This window comes from Thermus sp. LT1-2-5, assembly GCF_040363165.1.
Taxonomy (GTDB): Bacteria; Deinococcota; Deinococci; order Deinococcales; family Thermaceae; genus Thermus.
This window is the reverse complement of the sequence record NZ_BSRG01000001.1, coordinates 145895-159767: the sequence shown is the minus strand read 5'-3', so window position 1 is coordinate 159767 and position 13873 is coordinate 145895. Positions and strand designations below refer to the sequence as shown.

The window sequence follows — 13873 nt, the reverse complement described above, 5'->3', positions numbered from 1 at the left end:
GCCATGCTCCCAACCGAAACGGTGGAGGCGGTGCTCCGGCGGGCCCTTCAGGGCGGGGCGGACTTCGCCGAGGTCTACGCCGAGCGCTCCCTGAAACGGCGCATGCGGGCGCGCTCGGGAAGGCTAGAGGAGGCTATCTCCGGCCTAGACTACGGGGCGGGCATCCGGCTTTTCTTCGGCCCCCAGGTGGTCTACGCCTACACCAACCAGCTCACCCGCGAAGGCCTCCTGGAGGCCTTGGAAACCCTCCTCCGCGCCCGGGGAACCTTGGGACGGGTGGACGAGCGGGGCCAGGGGGGCTTGGACTTCCGCAAGCGCCTCCCCCAGGGCCTCCACGCGCCCAAGGTCCCCCTTTCCGCAAAGGACAAGCGCTACCGCTTAGAGCGCCTCCGGGAGGCGGAAGCGGGGGCCCGCATCGCCCCAGAGATCAAGGAGGTGGAGACAACCCTCTTGGAGTGGGAGCAAGAAGTCCTCATCGCCAACAGCGAGGGCACCTGGGCCGAGGAGAGGCGGGTCCGCACTCGGCTCCACGTCCTGGCGGTAGCCCAGGACGGGGCCGAGGTGCAGACCGGGGTGAGCGCCCCGGGGAAAAGCGTGGGCCTAGAGCTTTTTGACCTCTACCCTCCTAAGGCGGTGGGGGGAAAGGCCGCCCGCCAGGCCCTGACCAACCTCCGGGCCAAGCCCGCCCCCGCCGGCACCTTCCCCGTGGTGGTGGGCAAGGGCTTCGGTGGGGTCCTCTTTCACGAAGCGGTGGGCCACCTCCTGGAGACCACCAGCGTAGCCAAAAAGGCCAGCGTCCTGGCGGACCGCCTCGGGGAGAGAGTGGCGAGCCCCGCCGTCACCTACATCGACGACGGAACCCTGCCCCACGCCTGGGGCTCCAGCGAGGTGGACGACGAGGGCCACCCCACGGAGCGCACGGTGCTCATTGAAAAAGGGGTTCTAAAGGCGTACATGGTGGATCGGCTCGGCCACCTCCTCACCGGCTACCCCCTCACGGGCTCGGGCCGCCGCCAGGACTACACCTTTGCCCCCACCTCCCGCATGCGCAACACCTTCCTTGCCCCCGGGGACAAGGAGGTGGAGGAGCTCTTCCAGGGCATAACCTTCGGCCTCTACGCCAAGGAGATGGGCGGTGGCCAGGTGAAGCCGGGATCGGGGGAGTACAACTTCGCCGTGCAGGAAGGGTACATCATCCGCCACGGGCGCATAGAGGAGCCGGTGCGCGGGGCGGTGCTCGTGGGCAAGGGGCCAGAGACCCTAAAGCGGGTGGTGGCGGTGGCCAAGGACCTGGAAAACGCCCCCGGGATGTGCGGCAGCCTTTCCGGCTTCGTGCCGGTGGAGGTGGGCCAACCCCACGTCCTGGTGGAGGCAATGGTGGTGGGAGGCCAGGCATGACCGTGGAAGAAGCTAAGCGGTACGTGCTCCTGCGGGCGAAGGAGATGGGCCTCGAGGCGGAACTCCTTTTCCTGGAGGAGAGGGAGCTTTCCCTCCGGGCCCGGGAAGGCGCCTTAGAGGAGGTCAAGGAGGCGCGGCAGGGAGGCTTGGGCCTCCGGGTGGTGGCGGGGGGAAGGGTGGGCTACGCCTACACGGAGGACCTGCGGCCCGAGGCCCTGGACTGGGCCCTGGCGGAAGCCCGGGAAAACGCCCTCCTCACAGAGCGGGAAGGAAGCCTTCCCCCGGGAAAGCCCCTCGGCAGCCAGGACCTCCTGGGCGAGGGGCTTTCTGCCCCCCTGGAGGCCAAAAAGGAGGCCGCCTTGGCCCTGGACGCCGCCCTCCGCCAAGACCCCCGCACCCAGGCCCTCCTCTTCGCCACCTACAGCGAGCGGGAACGCCGCCTGAGCCTCGCCAGCACCCTGGGGACGGAAGGGAGCTACCGCACGGGCCTCGCCGCCCTCATGGGCAGCTTCGTCTTGGCCGAAGGGAATAGCCGCAAACAGGGGTGGGACCTTGCCCCGAGCAAGGAGTTTCACGCCCTGGACCCCGGGCGCACTGCCTTGGCCTTCCGGGAAGGGACCTCCCGCCTCCTCCACGCCCGGCCCCTCAGAACGGGCCGCTACCGGGCCTACCTGGAACCCCGGGCCATGGCGGGCCTCCTGGCCATCCTGGCCGAGGCCCTTTCTGGCCAAAACGCCCTGGAGGGGAAAAGCCGCCTCCTGGAGCGCCTGGGGGAAAGGATCGCAAGCCCCCTCGTCACCCTCCTGGACGACCCCACCCTGCCCCAGGGCTTCGCCTCTCGCCCCTTCGACGCGGAGGGCACCCCAGCCAGGCCCGTGACCCTCATCGAGGAGGGCGTGTTCCGCACCTTCCTCCACAACTCGGAAACCGCAAGGGCCCTGGGCCAGGCCAACACCGGCCACGCCCACAGGGGCTACCGCACCGCCCTGGGCGTGGCCCCAAGCAACCTCTACCTGAAGCCTCTCGGCAACCTCACCTTGAAGGAGGGTGTCCTAATTGCGGAGTTCATGGGCCTCCACGCCGGGGCCAACCCCATCACCCTGGACTTCTCCCTGCAGGCCCTGGGGCTTTGGGTGGAAGAGGGCAGCCCCCAGTACGCCGTGGAGAACTTCGCCGTAAGCGGGAACCTCCTTGAGCTCCTGCAAGGGGTGGAGGGCCTCGGGGCGGAGCTAAAGTGGCACCCCATGGGTCCAAGCGCCTACGGCAGCCCCATGGTGGCGGTGGCGGAGCTCTCCTTCGCCGGAGCATGAGGGTCTTCGTCACCCGCACCCTACCAGGGCAGGCCCTGGAACGCTTGAAGGCAAAGGGCCTAACGGTGGAGGTCCACGAAGGGCTTTTCCTCCCCCGGGAGGAGCTCTTGAGGAAGGTGGAAGGGGCGGTGGGCCTCATCCCCACGGTGGAAGACCGCATAGACGCCGAGGTCATGGACCGGGCGGGCAAAAGCCTCAAGGTCATCGCCTGCTACAGCGTGGGGGTGGACCACGTGGACCTTGGGGAGGCCCGGCTCCGGGGCATCCGGGTCACCCACACGCCCGAGGTCCTCACCGAGGCCACCGCCGACCTCACCCTAGCCCTCCTCCTGGCCGTGGCCCGGCGGGTGGTGGAAGGGGTGGACTATGCCCGGGAGGGGCAGTGGCGGGCCTGGCACCCCGAGCTCCTCTTGGGCCTAGACCTCCAGGGCCTCACCCTGGGCCTCGTGGGCATGGGCCGCATCGCCCAGGCGGTGGCCCAAAGGGCCCTAGCCTTCGGCATGCGGGTGGTCTACACCAGCCGCACCCCGAAGCCCCTCCCCTACCCCTTCCTGTCCCTGGAGGCGCTTCTCAAAACCGCGGACGTGGTCTCCCTCCACACCCCCCTCACCCCGGAAACCCACCGCCTCATGAACCGGGAAAGGCTTTTCGCCATGAAGCCCGGGGCCATCCTCCTCAACACCGCCCGGGGCGCCCTGGTGGACACCGAGGCTCTGGTGGAGGCCCTAAAGGGCCACCTTTTCGGAGCGGGCCTGGACGTCACCGACCCCGAGCCCCTGCCCCCAGGCCACCCCCTCTACGCCCTGAAAAATGCCGTCATCACTCCCCACATCGGCTCGGCGGGAAGGCGCACCCGGGAGCGCATGGCTGAGGTGGCGGTGGAAAACCTCCTGGCGGTCCTGGAAGGCCGAGAGCCCCCAAACCCGGTAGTATGAGCCCCATGAGCCTTCTCATCGGCTTCCTGGGCGGGGCTTTTGGGGGCTTGGTGGGCCTGGGCGGGGGCACGGTGATGATCCCCCTCATGGTGGGCGTCCTCAAGCTTTCCCAGCACAAGGCCCACGGCACGAGCTTGGTGGCCGTCTTCTTCACCGGACTGGTGGGCGCCCTCACCTACGGCCTCCAAGGTTCCTTGGACCTGAAGGCGGCCTTCCTCCTGGCCCTCACCGCCGTCCTCACCGCCCGCCTGGGCGCCCGTTACGCCCACGGCCTCCCGGAGAAGGAACTCAAGCGGGCCTTCGGCGGGTTCCTCATGGCCGTGAGCCTCCTCCTTCTCCTCAGGCCTTACCTGGCCCCCGTGGGGCTGGTGCGGGGCGAGCTCTTAGAGGACCTCACCCTCCTCTTGGCGGGGGCCTTCACCGGCTTCCTCTCCGGGATGATGGGGGTGGGCGGGGGGACCATCATGGTCCCCGCCATGGTCCTCCTTCTGGGCATGCCCCAGCACGCCGCCCAGGGGACGAGCCTCCTCGCCATGGTGCCCGCCAGCCTGGTGGGGGCCTACACCCATCTGCGCCTGGGCAACGTGGAAAGGGAGCTGGCCTTGGGCCTGGTGCCCGGGGTGCTCTTGGGCACCTTTTTCGGAGGGGAGCTCGCCCACTTCCTGCCCGAGGGCGCCCTGCGGGGGGTCTTCGCCGCCGTCCTCCTCTGGACGGGGTGGCGGTACGTCCGTCCCTCCCGGGGAAAAGGTAACTTTTGACACTATTCCTCGCGCTCAACCCCTTTCACAATAAAGGCTGAAAGGAGGTGGGCAACCATGACGCGTTGGCAGGACTGGGCCAATCTCGTCCTGGGCGTATGGCTCATCCTCTCCCCGTGGCTTTTGGGCTTTAGCGGCGCCCCCGCCGCCATGTGGAACGCGGTGATCGTGGGGGTGGTGGTGGGCCTTATGGCCCTCATGCACCTCAGGGGCGGCCCCATGTGGGAGGAGTGGCTGAACGTCCTTTTGGGCGTTTGGCTCATCCTCTCCCCTTGGATCCTGGGGTTTAGCGGGATGGCGAACGCCCTGTGGAACGCCGTTCTCGTGGGCCTTTTGGTGGGCGCCTTGGCCCTAAGCGTCACCCGGGAAAAGCCCAAGGCGGCCTAAGGCCTGCCCGAACCCCCCGCCCAGGGCTTCCTGGGCGGGTTTGGCTTGCGTCGAGCTGAGCCAGGGTGTAAGGTGGGGTTGGCCTTTAAACCGGTCCTGTGAGGCCGGAAAGGGGGAAGACGTGAAAGGACCAAGGACGACACGGCCAACAGAAGGAAGCGCGGGGGGTTTGGCCCCCGCTTTTTTTATGGGGGTGGGCCGTGCGCTTTAAGGCGGAGCTGATGAACGCCGAGGAAATGCGCCGGGCCCTCCACCGCATCGCCCACGAGATCGTGGAGGCCAACAAGGGGGTGGAGGGCCTGGCCCTCATCGGCATCCACACCCGGGGGATCCCCCTAGCCGAGCGCCTGGCCCGCTACCTCCGCGAGTTTGAGGGGAAGGAGGTGCCGGTGGGCACCTTGGACATCACCCTCTACCGGGACGACCTCACGGAAATTGGGGTGCGGCCCAAGGTGCGGGAAACCCGCATCCCCTTTGACCTCACCGGCAAGGCGGTGGTCCTGGTGGACGACGTCCTCTACACCGGCCGCACCGCCCGGGCCGCCTTGGACGCCCTCATGGACCTGGGCCGCCCCCGGCGCATCTACCTGGCGGTCTTGGTGGACCGGGGCCACCGGGAGCTCCCCATCCGCGCCGACTTCGTGGGCAAGAACGTCCCCACCGCCAAAAACGAGGTGGTGAAGGTGAAGGTTCTGGAGGTGGACGGGGAGGACCGGGTGGAGCTATGGGAAAAGGAGGAGGCATGAGGCACCTCCTGGACTTCCAAGGCTGGAGCCGGGCCCAGGTGGAAAGCCTCCTGGACACCGCTCGGGTGATGCGGGAGGTCCTAGAAAGGCCGGTGAAGAAGGTGCCCGCCCTCCAGGGCTTCACCGTGGCCACGGTGTTCTTCGAACCCTCCACCCGCACCCGCATCTCCTTTGAGCTGGCAGCCCGGCGGATGTCCGCGGACGTGGTGTCCTTCGCCGCCGCCACCTCCAGCCTCCAGAAGGGGGAAAGCTACAAGGACACCCTCCTCACCCTCGAGGCCATGGGGGTGGACGCCTACGTGATCCGGGCCGACGCCGCCGGGGTGCCCCACCAGGCCACCCGTTGGGTGAAAGGGGCCATCATCAACGGCGGGGACGGGCGCCGGGCCCACCCCACCCAGGCCCTCCTGGACGCCTACACCCTCCTGGAAGCCCTGGGGGGCCTGGAGGGGAAGAAGGTGGCCATCGTGGGGGACATCCTCCACTCCCGCGTGGCCCGCTCCAACGCCGAGCTCCTTTCCCTCCTGGGGGCCGAGGTGGTCTGCGCCGGGCCCCCCAGCCTTCTGCCCCAAGCCCTCCCCGGGGCAAGGCTCACCCCGAGCCTCGAGGAAGCCCTGGAGGAGGCGGATGCGGTCATGGTCCTCCGGCTGCAAAAGGAGCGGATGGAAGCCGGGCTCATCCACCTGGAGGACTACATCGCCCGCTACCAGGTGACGGCGAAAAGGCTCAAGCGGGCCAAACCCCAAGCCCCCCTCCTCCACCCGGGCCCCATGAACCGGGACGTGGAACTGGAGGGCACCTTGGCGGACTCGGAAAGGAGCCTGGTGAACCGGCAGGTGCAAAACGGCGTGGCGGTGCGCATGGCGGTGCTCTACCACCTCCTGGTGGGAAGGGAGGGAGCGTGATCCTCATCAAGAACGTGCGCCTGGTGGACGCCGCAGGGGAAAGGGGCCCTGCGGACGTCCTCATCGGGGAAGGCCGGGTCCTTTCCCTAGAAGGGGGAAAGGCCCAGAGGGTGGTGGACGGGACGGGGTGCTTCCTTGCCCCCGGCTTCCTGGACCTCCACGCCCACCTCAGGGAGCCCGGGGAAGAGGTGAAGGAGGACCTGGCCTCCGGCCTCCTGGCGGCGGTTAGGGGGGGGTACACGGACGTGGTCAGCATGCCCAACACCAAGCCCCCCGTGGACACCCCCGAGGCGGTGCGGGCCCTCAGGGAAAAGGCGGCGGCCCTGGGCCTCGCCCGCCTCCACCCCGCCGCCGCCCTCACCCTGGGGCAGGAGGGGAGGCACCTGGCCCCAGCGGGGCTTCTACAGGAAGCGGGGGCGGTGCTCCTCACGGACGACGGCCGCACCAACGAGGACGCCAGCCTCCTGGCCCTCGGCCTGGTGCAGGCCGCCCCCCTGGGCCTTCCCGTGGCGGTGCATGCGGAGGACGCCTCCTTGCGCCGGGGCGGGGTGATGAACGATGGGCTCCTGGCCGACCGCCTGGGTCTGCCCGGAAACCCCCCCGAAGCGGAGGCGGCCCGGATCGCCCGGGACCTGGAGGTCCTCCGCTACGCCCTGCGGCGTAGCCCGGCCAGGCCCCACCTCCACGTGCAGCACCTCTCCACCCGCCGGGGCTTGGAGCTCATCCGGGAGGCCAAGCGGCAGGGCCTCCCCGTGACGGCGGAGGCCACCCCCCACCACCTCACCCTCACGGAGGAGGCCTGGGCCAGCTTGGATCCCCTCTTCAAGGTGGCCCCGCCCCTCCGGAGCAAAGAGGACCAGGAAGCCCTCCTGGAGGGGCTTCTGGACGGCACCCTGGACGCCATCGCCACAGACCACGCCCCCCACACCCAGGCGGAAAAGGAGATGGACCTTCTGAGGGCTCCCTTTGGCATCCCGAGCCTCGAGGTGGCCTTCCCCCTCCTCTACACCGAGCTCCACCTCAAGCGGGGCCTGCCCCTTCCCCGGCTGGTGGAGCTCTTCACCGATGGCCCGAGGCGGGTCCTGGGCCTAACACCCCTCCGCCTGGAGGTGGGGGCGGAGGCAAGCCTCGTCCTCCTCTCCCCCAAGGAAAGGCCCGTGGATCCCAAGGCCTTCGCCTCCAAGGCCCGCTTCTCCCCCTGGGCGGGTTGGGTCCTCGGGGGGTGGCCCGTCCTCACCTTGGTGGAAGGCCGGGTGGTCTACGAGGCGCTAAAATAGAGGCATGCTGAAGAAGCTCCTGGAAGCGGACGAGGTCGGCCTCCGGCTGGAATGGGTGGTTGGGCTTCCCCTCTGGGAGGCCCATCCCCCCTACCGCCACCAAAAGGCCGTGGACCGCATCCGCCAAAGCATCCGCCCCAGGGAAGGCGCCTCCTGCCCGTGCATCCACGTGGCCGATGTGTACGTGCGCTTCCCCGATGGCTCCTACAAAAGGCCTGACATTGCCCTCTTCTGCCGCAAACCCGAGGAGCTGGACGAGGCCATCACCCTCCTCCCCGAAGCGGTGGTGGAGGTGGTGAGCCAGGGCTACGAGGCCAAGGACCTCGAGATCGCCCCCCGCTTCTACCTCTCCCAAGGGATCAAGGACGTGGTGGTCTTTGACCCCTTCACCCTCCTCGTGCTCCACCTGCGCCAAGACGGGGCCTTCCGCTACGTGTCCCCGGTGGAGCTGGAACTCCGCTGCGGCTGCCGCCTCACCGTCTGAGGTCCCTTATGGCGGCCACCCCTTCCGCCGCCATGAGGGCGAGAAGGCCCTTGAGAAGCCGCCTCGGGAAAAGGGGCCCCCCGTAGACGAACCCGGTGTAAACCTGCACCAGGCTCGCCCCCGCCTTGAGCCGCTCCCAGAGGTCCTCTGGGGTCTCCACCCCCCCCACGCTCACCAGGGTGAGGCCCGGGACCTGGGCCAGGTGCCGCAGGACCTCCAGGGCCCTCCGCTTCAAGGGCCTTCCCGAAAGCCCCCCCGCCTCGCGGGCCAAGGGGCCCCTCAGCCCCTCGCGGCTCAGGGTGGTGTTCACCGCCACCAGGCCCTCGAGGCGGTGCTTTAGGGCCAAGGCCACCACCTGGTCCAAGGCTTCCCAGGAGAGGTCGGGGGCCACCTTGAGGAGGAGGGGCTTAGCCGTGGCGGGGCGAAGGCGAAAGAGGAGCTCATCCAGAAAAGGGCCCTCCTGAAGGGTGCGCAAGCCTGGGGTATTGGGGGAGCTCACGTTGAGCACGAAGTAGTCGCCGTGGGGCTCCAAAAGGCGAAGGGCCTCCAGGTAGTCCTCCGCCGCCTGTTCCAAAGGGGTTTCCCGGTTCTTCCCCAGGTTCACGCCCACGGGAAGGGGAAGCCCCCGCGCCCGGAAGGCGGCGAGCCGTTTTGCCGCCTCGAGGACCCCGCGGTTGTTGAACCCCATGCGGTTGATGAGGGCCCGGTCCTCCGGCAGGCGGAAGAGCCTCGGCTTGGGGTTTCCCTCCTGGGGCCTGGGGGTGAGGGTTCCCACCTCGGCGAAACCGAAGCCTAAGGCCCACCAAGCCCCCAGGGCGCGGGCATCCTTGTCCATCCCCGCCGCCAGGCCCAAGGGGTTGGGGAAGGCGAGGCCCAAGGCCTCCACCCTAAGCCTAGGGTCTTCCACCCTAAGGAGCCTTCCCGGCACCCGCAAAAGGGGCCCCCTCCCCGACCAAAAGGCGAGGGCCTGCAGGGTGAGCTCATGGGCGGTTTCCGGATCCAGGGCGAAGAGAAGGCGGTGCATCGTTTCCATTCTCCGGTAGAATGACCGCGTGCGGAAGACGCTTTTTTTCTTCCTCCTAGCCACTCTCCTCGCCGCCTGCAGCTACACCCTCACCATGGACCTAGGCTCCACGACCCTCGACCTCAACAGCCTTCCCCCCACAAACCCGTTTGGGGAGCCCTACGTGGTCTACCCCACCACCCCCCTCACCCTAAGCCCGCCCCCCTTGGACGTGGTGCGGGCCCTGCGGGTGGAGGGCGTGGCCCGTGCCAACGTGCCCCTTCAGGCCCGCATCCACGTATACGCCCACGCCCGGGACCCCCGGGAGGAGGAAGGATGCCAGAGCCTGGGCGAGCTGGTCCTTTGCCCTGCCAGCAAAGCTGGGGAAAGGGTGGGAACCCTGGACTTCGGAGGTCGGCCGGAAACCGCCTTCACCCTCACGGGGGATACCCTACTCCAAGGCCTCCGCCAGGGGCGGCTCTGGCTGGGGGTAGCCGTGGAGGGTAGCCTGCCGCCCGGGCTTAGCGAAATCCGGCTAGAGGAAATGAAGGCCCACGTCACCGTGGGCCTCTAAGCCTTCTTTGTGCCCTCGGGCGCTAAAGCGCCCGCCCCCTGTCTTATCATGGAAGGCAGATGAAGGACGTCTTGCGCCTGGAACTTCCCGTTCTCCCCTTGCGGAACACCGTAATCCTCCCCCACACCACCACCGGGGTGGACGTGGGCCGCCCCAAGAGCAAGAAAGCGGTGGAGGAAGCCTTGGCCGCCGACCGCCTCATCTTCCTGGTGGCCCAGAAGGACCCAGAGGTGGACGACCCCACCCCCGAGGACCTCTTTGGGGTGGGCACCTTGGCGGTGGTCAAGCAGGCCATGCGCCTCCCCGACGGCACCCTGCAGGTGATGGTGGAGGCCAGGAGCCGGGTGCGCCTCCAGGGCTTCGTGGCCGCCCCCTACCTGCGGGCCGTGGGCGAGGTCCTCCCCGAACCCCCCTTGGCGGACGCCGGCCTGGCCCGGGTCTTGGTGAGCGAGGTGCAGGAAGCCTTTGAGCGCTACCTGCAAAACCATAAAACCCTGCGCCTGGACCGCTACCAGCAAGAAGCCGTCAAGAGCACCCTGGACCCCGCCGTCCTGGCGGACCTGGTGGCCCACCACGCCACCTGGGCCCTGCAGGACAAGCAGGACCTCCTGGAAACCCCGGAGGTGGAGGAGCGCTTGAAGAAGGTCCTGGCCCTGCTCCTCCGCGACCTGGAGCGCTTTGAACTGGACAAGAAGATCGCCGCCCGGGTCAAGGAGCAGATGGACCAGAACCAGCGGGAGTACTACCTCCGGGAGCAGATGAAGGCCATCCAGAAGGAGCTCGGGGGCGGGGAGGACTTCCTCACGGAAATCGAGGAGCTCAGGGAGCGCATCGAGCAAAAGGGCATGCCCGAACCCGTCAAGGAGAAGGCTCTCAAGGAGCTCAAGCGCCTGGAAAGGATGCAACCCGGCTCCCCTGAGGCCACGGTGAGCCGCACCTACCTGGACTGGCTCCTGGACGTCCCCTGGACCGAGGCGGACCCCGAGGTCCTGGACATCTCCGTGACCAAACGGGTCCTGGACGAGGACCACTACGGCCTGAAGGACGTCAAGGAGCGCATCCTGGAGTACCTGGCGGTGCGCCAGCTCACCCAGGGCAAGGAGGTGCGGGGCCACGCCCCCATCCTCTGCTTCGTGGGGCCGCCGGGGGTGGGCAAGACCTCCTTGGGCAAGAGCATCGCCCGGAGCATGAACCGCAAGTTCCACCGCATCTCCTTGGGCGGGGTGCGGGACGAGGCGGAAATCCGGGGCCACCGCCGCACCTACATCGGGGCCCTTCCCGGCAAGATCATCCAGGGGATGAAGCAGGTGGGGGTGGTGAACCCCGTCTTCCTTTTGGACGAGATCGACAAGCTCTCCTCCGATTGGCGGGGAGACCCGGCCTCGGCCCTTCTGGAGGTCTTAGACCCGGAGCAGAACCACACCTTCACCGACCACTACCTGGACGTGCCCTACGACCTTTCCCGGGTCTTCTTTATCACCACCGCCAATACCCTCTCCACCATCCCCAGGCCCCTTTTGGACCGGATGGAGGTCATAGAGATCCCTGGGTACACCCTGCCGGAAAAGCGGGCCATCGCCCGACATTTCCGTTGGCCCTTCCAGGTGAAGGAAGCGGGGCTTGAAGGGAGGCTGGAGATCACCGACGCCGCCATTGACCGCATCGTGCAGGAGTACACCCGGGAGGCGGGGGTGCGGAACCTGGACCGGGAGCTTTCCAAGGTGGCCCGCAAGGCGGCCAAGGACTACCTCGAGGCCCCCTGGGAAGGGGTAAGGGTGGTGGAGGCGAAGGACCTCGAGACCTACCTGGGGGTGCCCAAGTACCGGCCCGACCGGGCGGAAAAGGCTCCCCAGGTGGGGGCAGCCCAGGGCCTCGCCTGGACCCCTTATGGGGGCGCTCTCCTCACCATCGAGGCCGTGGCCGTGCCCGGCACGGGCAAGGTGAACCTCACCGGAAACCTGGGCGAGGTGATGAAGGAGTCGGCCCACGCCGCCCTCACCTACCTCCGAGCCCACCGGGAGGAATGGGGTCTCCCTGAAGGCTTCCACAAGGACTTTGACCTGCACGTCCACGTGCCCGAGGGGGCCACGCCCAAAGACGGCCCCTCCGCCGGCATCACCATGGCCACCGCCTTGGCCAGCGCCCTCACCGGCCGCCCCGTGCGCATGGACATCGCCATGACCGGGGAGATCACCCTAAGGGGCAAGGTCCTCCCCATCGGCGGGGTGAAGGAAAAGCTCCTCGCCGCCCACCAGGCGGGAATTAAAAGGGTGATCCTGCCCAAGGAGAACGAAGCCGAGCTCAAGGAGGTGCCGGAGGAGGTCCTGAAGGACCTGGAGATCACCTTTGTGGAGGAGGTGGGGGAGGTCCTGAGGCTCCTCCTCCTGCCCCCCCCTCCCCCGCCCGTGGGCGCCGGGGACCGGCCCCAGCCTGGGGCGGGGGCCTAAACCTCTACCAGGGCACCCATGGAGACGAGAATTGGGGTGTCGCCTTGGGTGATCCGGTTGGCGCCCACCCTAAGGCGAGCCAGTCCCCGCGTACCCAGGCTCAAGCGGTAAACCCCCGGGGGCAAAGCGAAACGGTAGGCAAGGGGCGCGTCGGGAAGCACGGTGCCCCAGAAGAAGGAACTGGGCCCTCTAACCGGGAGGAAGTATACCTCCCGGTTTGCCCCGGCGAGGCGCAAGGGAAAATGCTCCTGTTGAAGCCCCAAACCCAGGGGAAGTTCCTGCCAGACCTCCCCTTCCAGACTCAGTATGAGGGGTTCCTCCACCGCAAAGGACACCTCCGCCACCTCGCCATCCCAAGAAACCAGGAGTAGCTCCTCGGGTAGATCCAAAGAAACCCTCCTCCCCAAACCCAACGTCGCCTGGGGAGGAGGGTGGTCCTTCCAAGGAAAAGCCGGGTCCCCCACCAAACGCCGCCACCCTTTAAGCTGGCCCAAAAGGGCGTGGGCCTGAAGGGCTTCCCCCGCCTTAACCCAGTGGTAAAGGCTTGCCACCTCGTCCCCCAAAGATAAGAAGTGCTCCGCCATCCTTCGGTGTAGGTGGAGGCGCTCCCCCAAAGCCAAGGCCTCGGCCAGGTAACGCCTTAGCGCAGGCTCGCACCACCCGTAGCGCTTCTCCCGCAAGCAAAGCCAACCCCTGTGCTCCAGCTCGCCCAAGGCTCCCGCCACCCCCAAAGCCCCCGCTAGGGAGGGAGGAAAAGGCCCGGGGTGAAGGGCCAAGACCTCCAAGGCCCTTCGCGCCTCCAGGGGAAGGTAGCGGGCCTCCAGGGCCACCTTAGCCCGCACCCTTTGGGGTAGGGCCTCCGGGCTTCCCATGGCCAAAAGCTCCCTGAGGATACCCGGCCTACCCCCGCTGGCCAGGTAATAGCGAGCCGCCTCTCTAAAGGGCAAGTGGGCCAAAAAGCGCTCCTTGGCCTCCTCCCAAGAAAGCCGGGGCACCTGCAATACGAAGGTGGACTCGGCAGGAAAGCGGGCCCGAAGGGCCAGGAGAAGCCCTGGGTCCTCACCAAAAAGGCTCCGGGCCAGGACCAAAACCCGCCCGGGAGCCGGCGTTTCCCTAAGGCCCTCCTCCTTCCCCGGCAAGGGGTCCGCCAGGTAAAAGACCCCCTGGCCCGGGCCCAGGGCTTCCCGGAAAGGGAGGCCAAGCCTCTGGGCCAAGGCCCGGGCCAGGGCCTCGCGGCCCGACCCCGGAGGGCCGATGAGCACCACCAAGGCGGGCGGACGCACCTCCTTGAGGCGCTCCGGTAAGGGCGGAAGAGCGTTCGCCACAAGCTGAAGGCGCTTGAGTTGAAGCCAATCGTCCCACGCCGGGCTTAGGCCCTCGAGGCCCTCCAAAGGCTCCCCAACCCCAGCCGAGCGGTCCAGCTCCACCCCGGGGGGAAGCTCCAGGACCCGGCCCCACAAGGCCTCCCGCCCCAGGAAGCCCCGCAGGTGGGCCAGCTCAGCCCGGAGGTTCTGCAACGCCGCCCCGTGGCCCCAAAGGAGATCAGCAAGCCGCTCCCTTCGGCTTGGGCCCTCCAGGGCCAGGTAGTAGAGGAGGGCCAGGGCCTTACGCCGCAAAGGTAGGGGTCCCATCGGCCCTTCCGCTCGGGC

13 protein-coding genes are annotated in these 13873 nt (G+C 68.1%); 11 read left to right on the top strand and 2 right to left on the bottom strand.

The genetic code is table 11. The features are described from left to right. Positions 1-3: 3 nt before the first annotated feature. The 9 genes from ABXG85_RS00820 to ABXG85_RS00780 all read left to right on the top strand — a co-directional run bounded on the left by ABXG85_RS00820 (position 4) and on the right by ABXG85_RS00780 (position 8200). Positions 4-1398 carry a TldD/PmbA family protein gene (locus ABXG85_RS00820; protein ID WP_353511838.1) on the top strand — a complete coding sequence of 465 codons (1395 nt, stop codon included), beginning with the start codon at positions 4-6 and terminating at the stop codon, positions 1396-1398. Further along, complete coding sequence (locus ABXG85_RS00815; RefSeq protein WP_353511837.1) at positions 1395-2708, top strand: TldD/PmbA family protein; 1314 nt, start codon at positions 1395-1397, stop codon at positions 2706-2708. Before ABXG85_RS00820 ends, ABXG85_RS00815 begins: the two co-directional genes overlap by 4 nt. Continuing rightward, on the top strand, positions 2705-3643 hold the full coding sequence (locus ABXG85_RS00810) for a 2-hydroxyacid dehydrogenase (RefSeq protein ID WP_353511836.1): 939 nt from the start codon (positions 2705-2707) through the stop codon (positions 3641-3643). Before ABXG85_RS00815 ends, ABXG85_RS00810 begins: the two co-directional genes overlap by 4 nt. 5 nt (positions 3644-3648) lie before the next feature. After that, entirely contained in the window at positions 3649-4401 is a 753-nt protein-coding gene (locus ABXG85_RS00805) for a sulfite exporter TauE/SafE family protein (protein WP_353511835.1), read from the top strand. 57 nt (positions 4402-4458) lie between these two features. Next, positions 4459-4788, top strand: a complete 330-nt coding sequence (locus tag ABXG85_RS00800; RefSeq protein ID WP_353511834.1) for an SPW repeat protein — start codon at positions 4459-4461, stop codon at positions 4786-4788. A 200-nt stretch (positions 4789-4988) separates the two neighbouring features. Then, positions 4989-5534: a bifunctional pyr operon transcriptional regulator/uracil phosphoribosyltransferase PyrR gene (gene pyrR / locus ABXG85_RS00795; RefSeq protein ID WP_353511833.1), complete on the top strand. Its 546-nt coding sequence runs from the start codon at positions 4989-4991 to the stop codon at positions 5532-5534. Then, the gene (locus tag ABXG85_RS00790; protein ID WP_353511832.1) at positions 5531-6439 is read left to right on the top strand and encodes an aspartate carbamoyltransferase catalytic subunit; all 909 of its coding nucleotides are present in this window, start codon (positions 5531-5533) and stop codon (positions 6437-6439) included. The genes pyrR and ABXG85_RS00790 overlap by 4 nt, the downstream gene beginning before the upstream one ends. Then, on the top strand, positions 6436-7716 hold the full coding sequence (locus ABXG85_RS00785) for a dihydroorotase (RefSeq protein WP_353511831.1): 1281 nt from the start codon (positions 6436-6438) through the stop codon (positions 7714-7716). The genes ABXG85_RS00790 and ABXG85_RS00785 overlap by 4 nt, the downstream gene beginning before the upstream one ends. A gap of 4 nt (positions 7717-7720) precedes the next feature. Then, positions 7721-8200 carry a Uma2 family endonuclease gene (locus tag ABXG85_RS00780; RefSeq protein WP_353511830.1) on the top strand — a complete coding sequence of 160 codons (480 nt, stop codon included), beginning with the start codon at positions 7721-7723 and terminating at the stop codon, positions 8198-8200. Here ABXG85_RS00780 and ABXG85_RS00775 read toward each other — a convergent pair. Beyond that, positions 8190-9224: a quinone-dependent dihydroorotate dehydrogenase gene (locus ABXG85_RS00775; RefSeq protein ID WP_353512060.1), complete on the bottom strand. Its 1035-nt coding sequence runs from the start codon at positions 9222-9224 to the stop codon at positions 8190-8192. The two genes, ABXG85_RS00780 and ABXG85_RS00775, sit on opposite strands and share 11 nt — an antisense overlap. Before the next feature lie 28 nt (positions 9225-9252). On the opposite strand from ABXG85_RS00775, the gene ABXG85_RS00770 reads away from it, so the two are divergent. After that, on the top strand, positions 9253-9777 hold the full coding sequence (locus tag ABXG85_RS00770; RefSeq protein ID WP_353511829.1) for a lipoprotein: 525 nt from the start codon (positions 9253-9255) through the stop codon (positions 9775-9777). 59 nt (positions 9778-9836) lie between these two features. After that, entirely contained in the window at positions 9837-12224 is a 2388-nt protein-coding gene (gene lon, locus ABXG85_RS00765) for an endopeptidase La (RefSeq protein ID WP_353511828.1), read from the top strand. Here lon and ABXG85_RS00760 read toward each other — a convergent pair. Continuing rightward, entirely contained in the window at positions 12221-13855 is a 1635-nt protein-coding gene (locus tag ABXG85_RS00760; RefSeq protein WP_353511827.1) for a hypothetical protein, read from the bottom strand. The genes lon and ABXG85_RS00760 overlap by 4 nt on opposite strands. Positions 13856-13873 lie beyond the last annotated feature (18 nt).

Coding starts and splice junctions, on each gene's coding strand:
- ABXG85_RS00820 (WP_353511838.1), top strand. CDS start 4: ATGCTCCCAACCGAAACGGTGGAGGCGGTGCTCCGGCGGGCCCTTCAG.
- ABXG85_RS00775 (WP_353512060.1), bottom strand. CDS start 9,224: ATGCACCGCCTTCTCTTCGCCCTGGATCCGGAAACCGCCCATGAGCTC.
- lon (WP_353511828.1), top strand. CDS start 9,837: ATGAAGGACGTCTTGCGCCTGGAACTTCCCGTTCTCCCCTTGCGGAAC.
- ABXG85_RS00815 (WP_353511837.1), top strand. CDS start 1,395: ATGACCGTGGAAGAAGCTAAGCGGTACGTGCTCCTGCGGGCGAAGGAG.
- ABXG85_RS00760 (WP_353511827.1), bottom strand. CDS start 13,855: ATGGGACCCCTACCTTTGCGGCGTAAGGCCCTGGCCCTCCTCTACTAC.
- ABXG85_RS00805 (WP_353511835.1), top strand. CDS start 3,649: ATGAGCCTTCTCATCGGCTTCCTGGGCGGGGCTTTTGGGGGCTTGGTG.
- ABXG85_RS00800 (WP_353511834.1), top strand. CDS start 4,459: ATGACGCGTTGGCAGGACTGGGCCAATCTCGTCCTGGGCGTATGGCTC.
- ABXG85_RS00780 (WP_353511830.1), top strand. CDS start 7,721: ATGCTGAAGAAGCTCCTGGAAGCGGACGAGGTCGGCCTCCGGCTGGAA.
- ABXG85_RS00790 (WP_353511832.1), top strand. CDS start 5,531: ATGAGGCACCTCCTGGACTTCCAAGGCTGGAGCCGGGCCCAGGTGGAA.
- ABXG85_RS00810 (WP_353511836.1), top strand. CDS start 2,705: ATGAGGGTCTTCGTCACCCGCACCCTACCAGGGCAGGCCCTGGAACGC.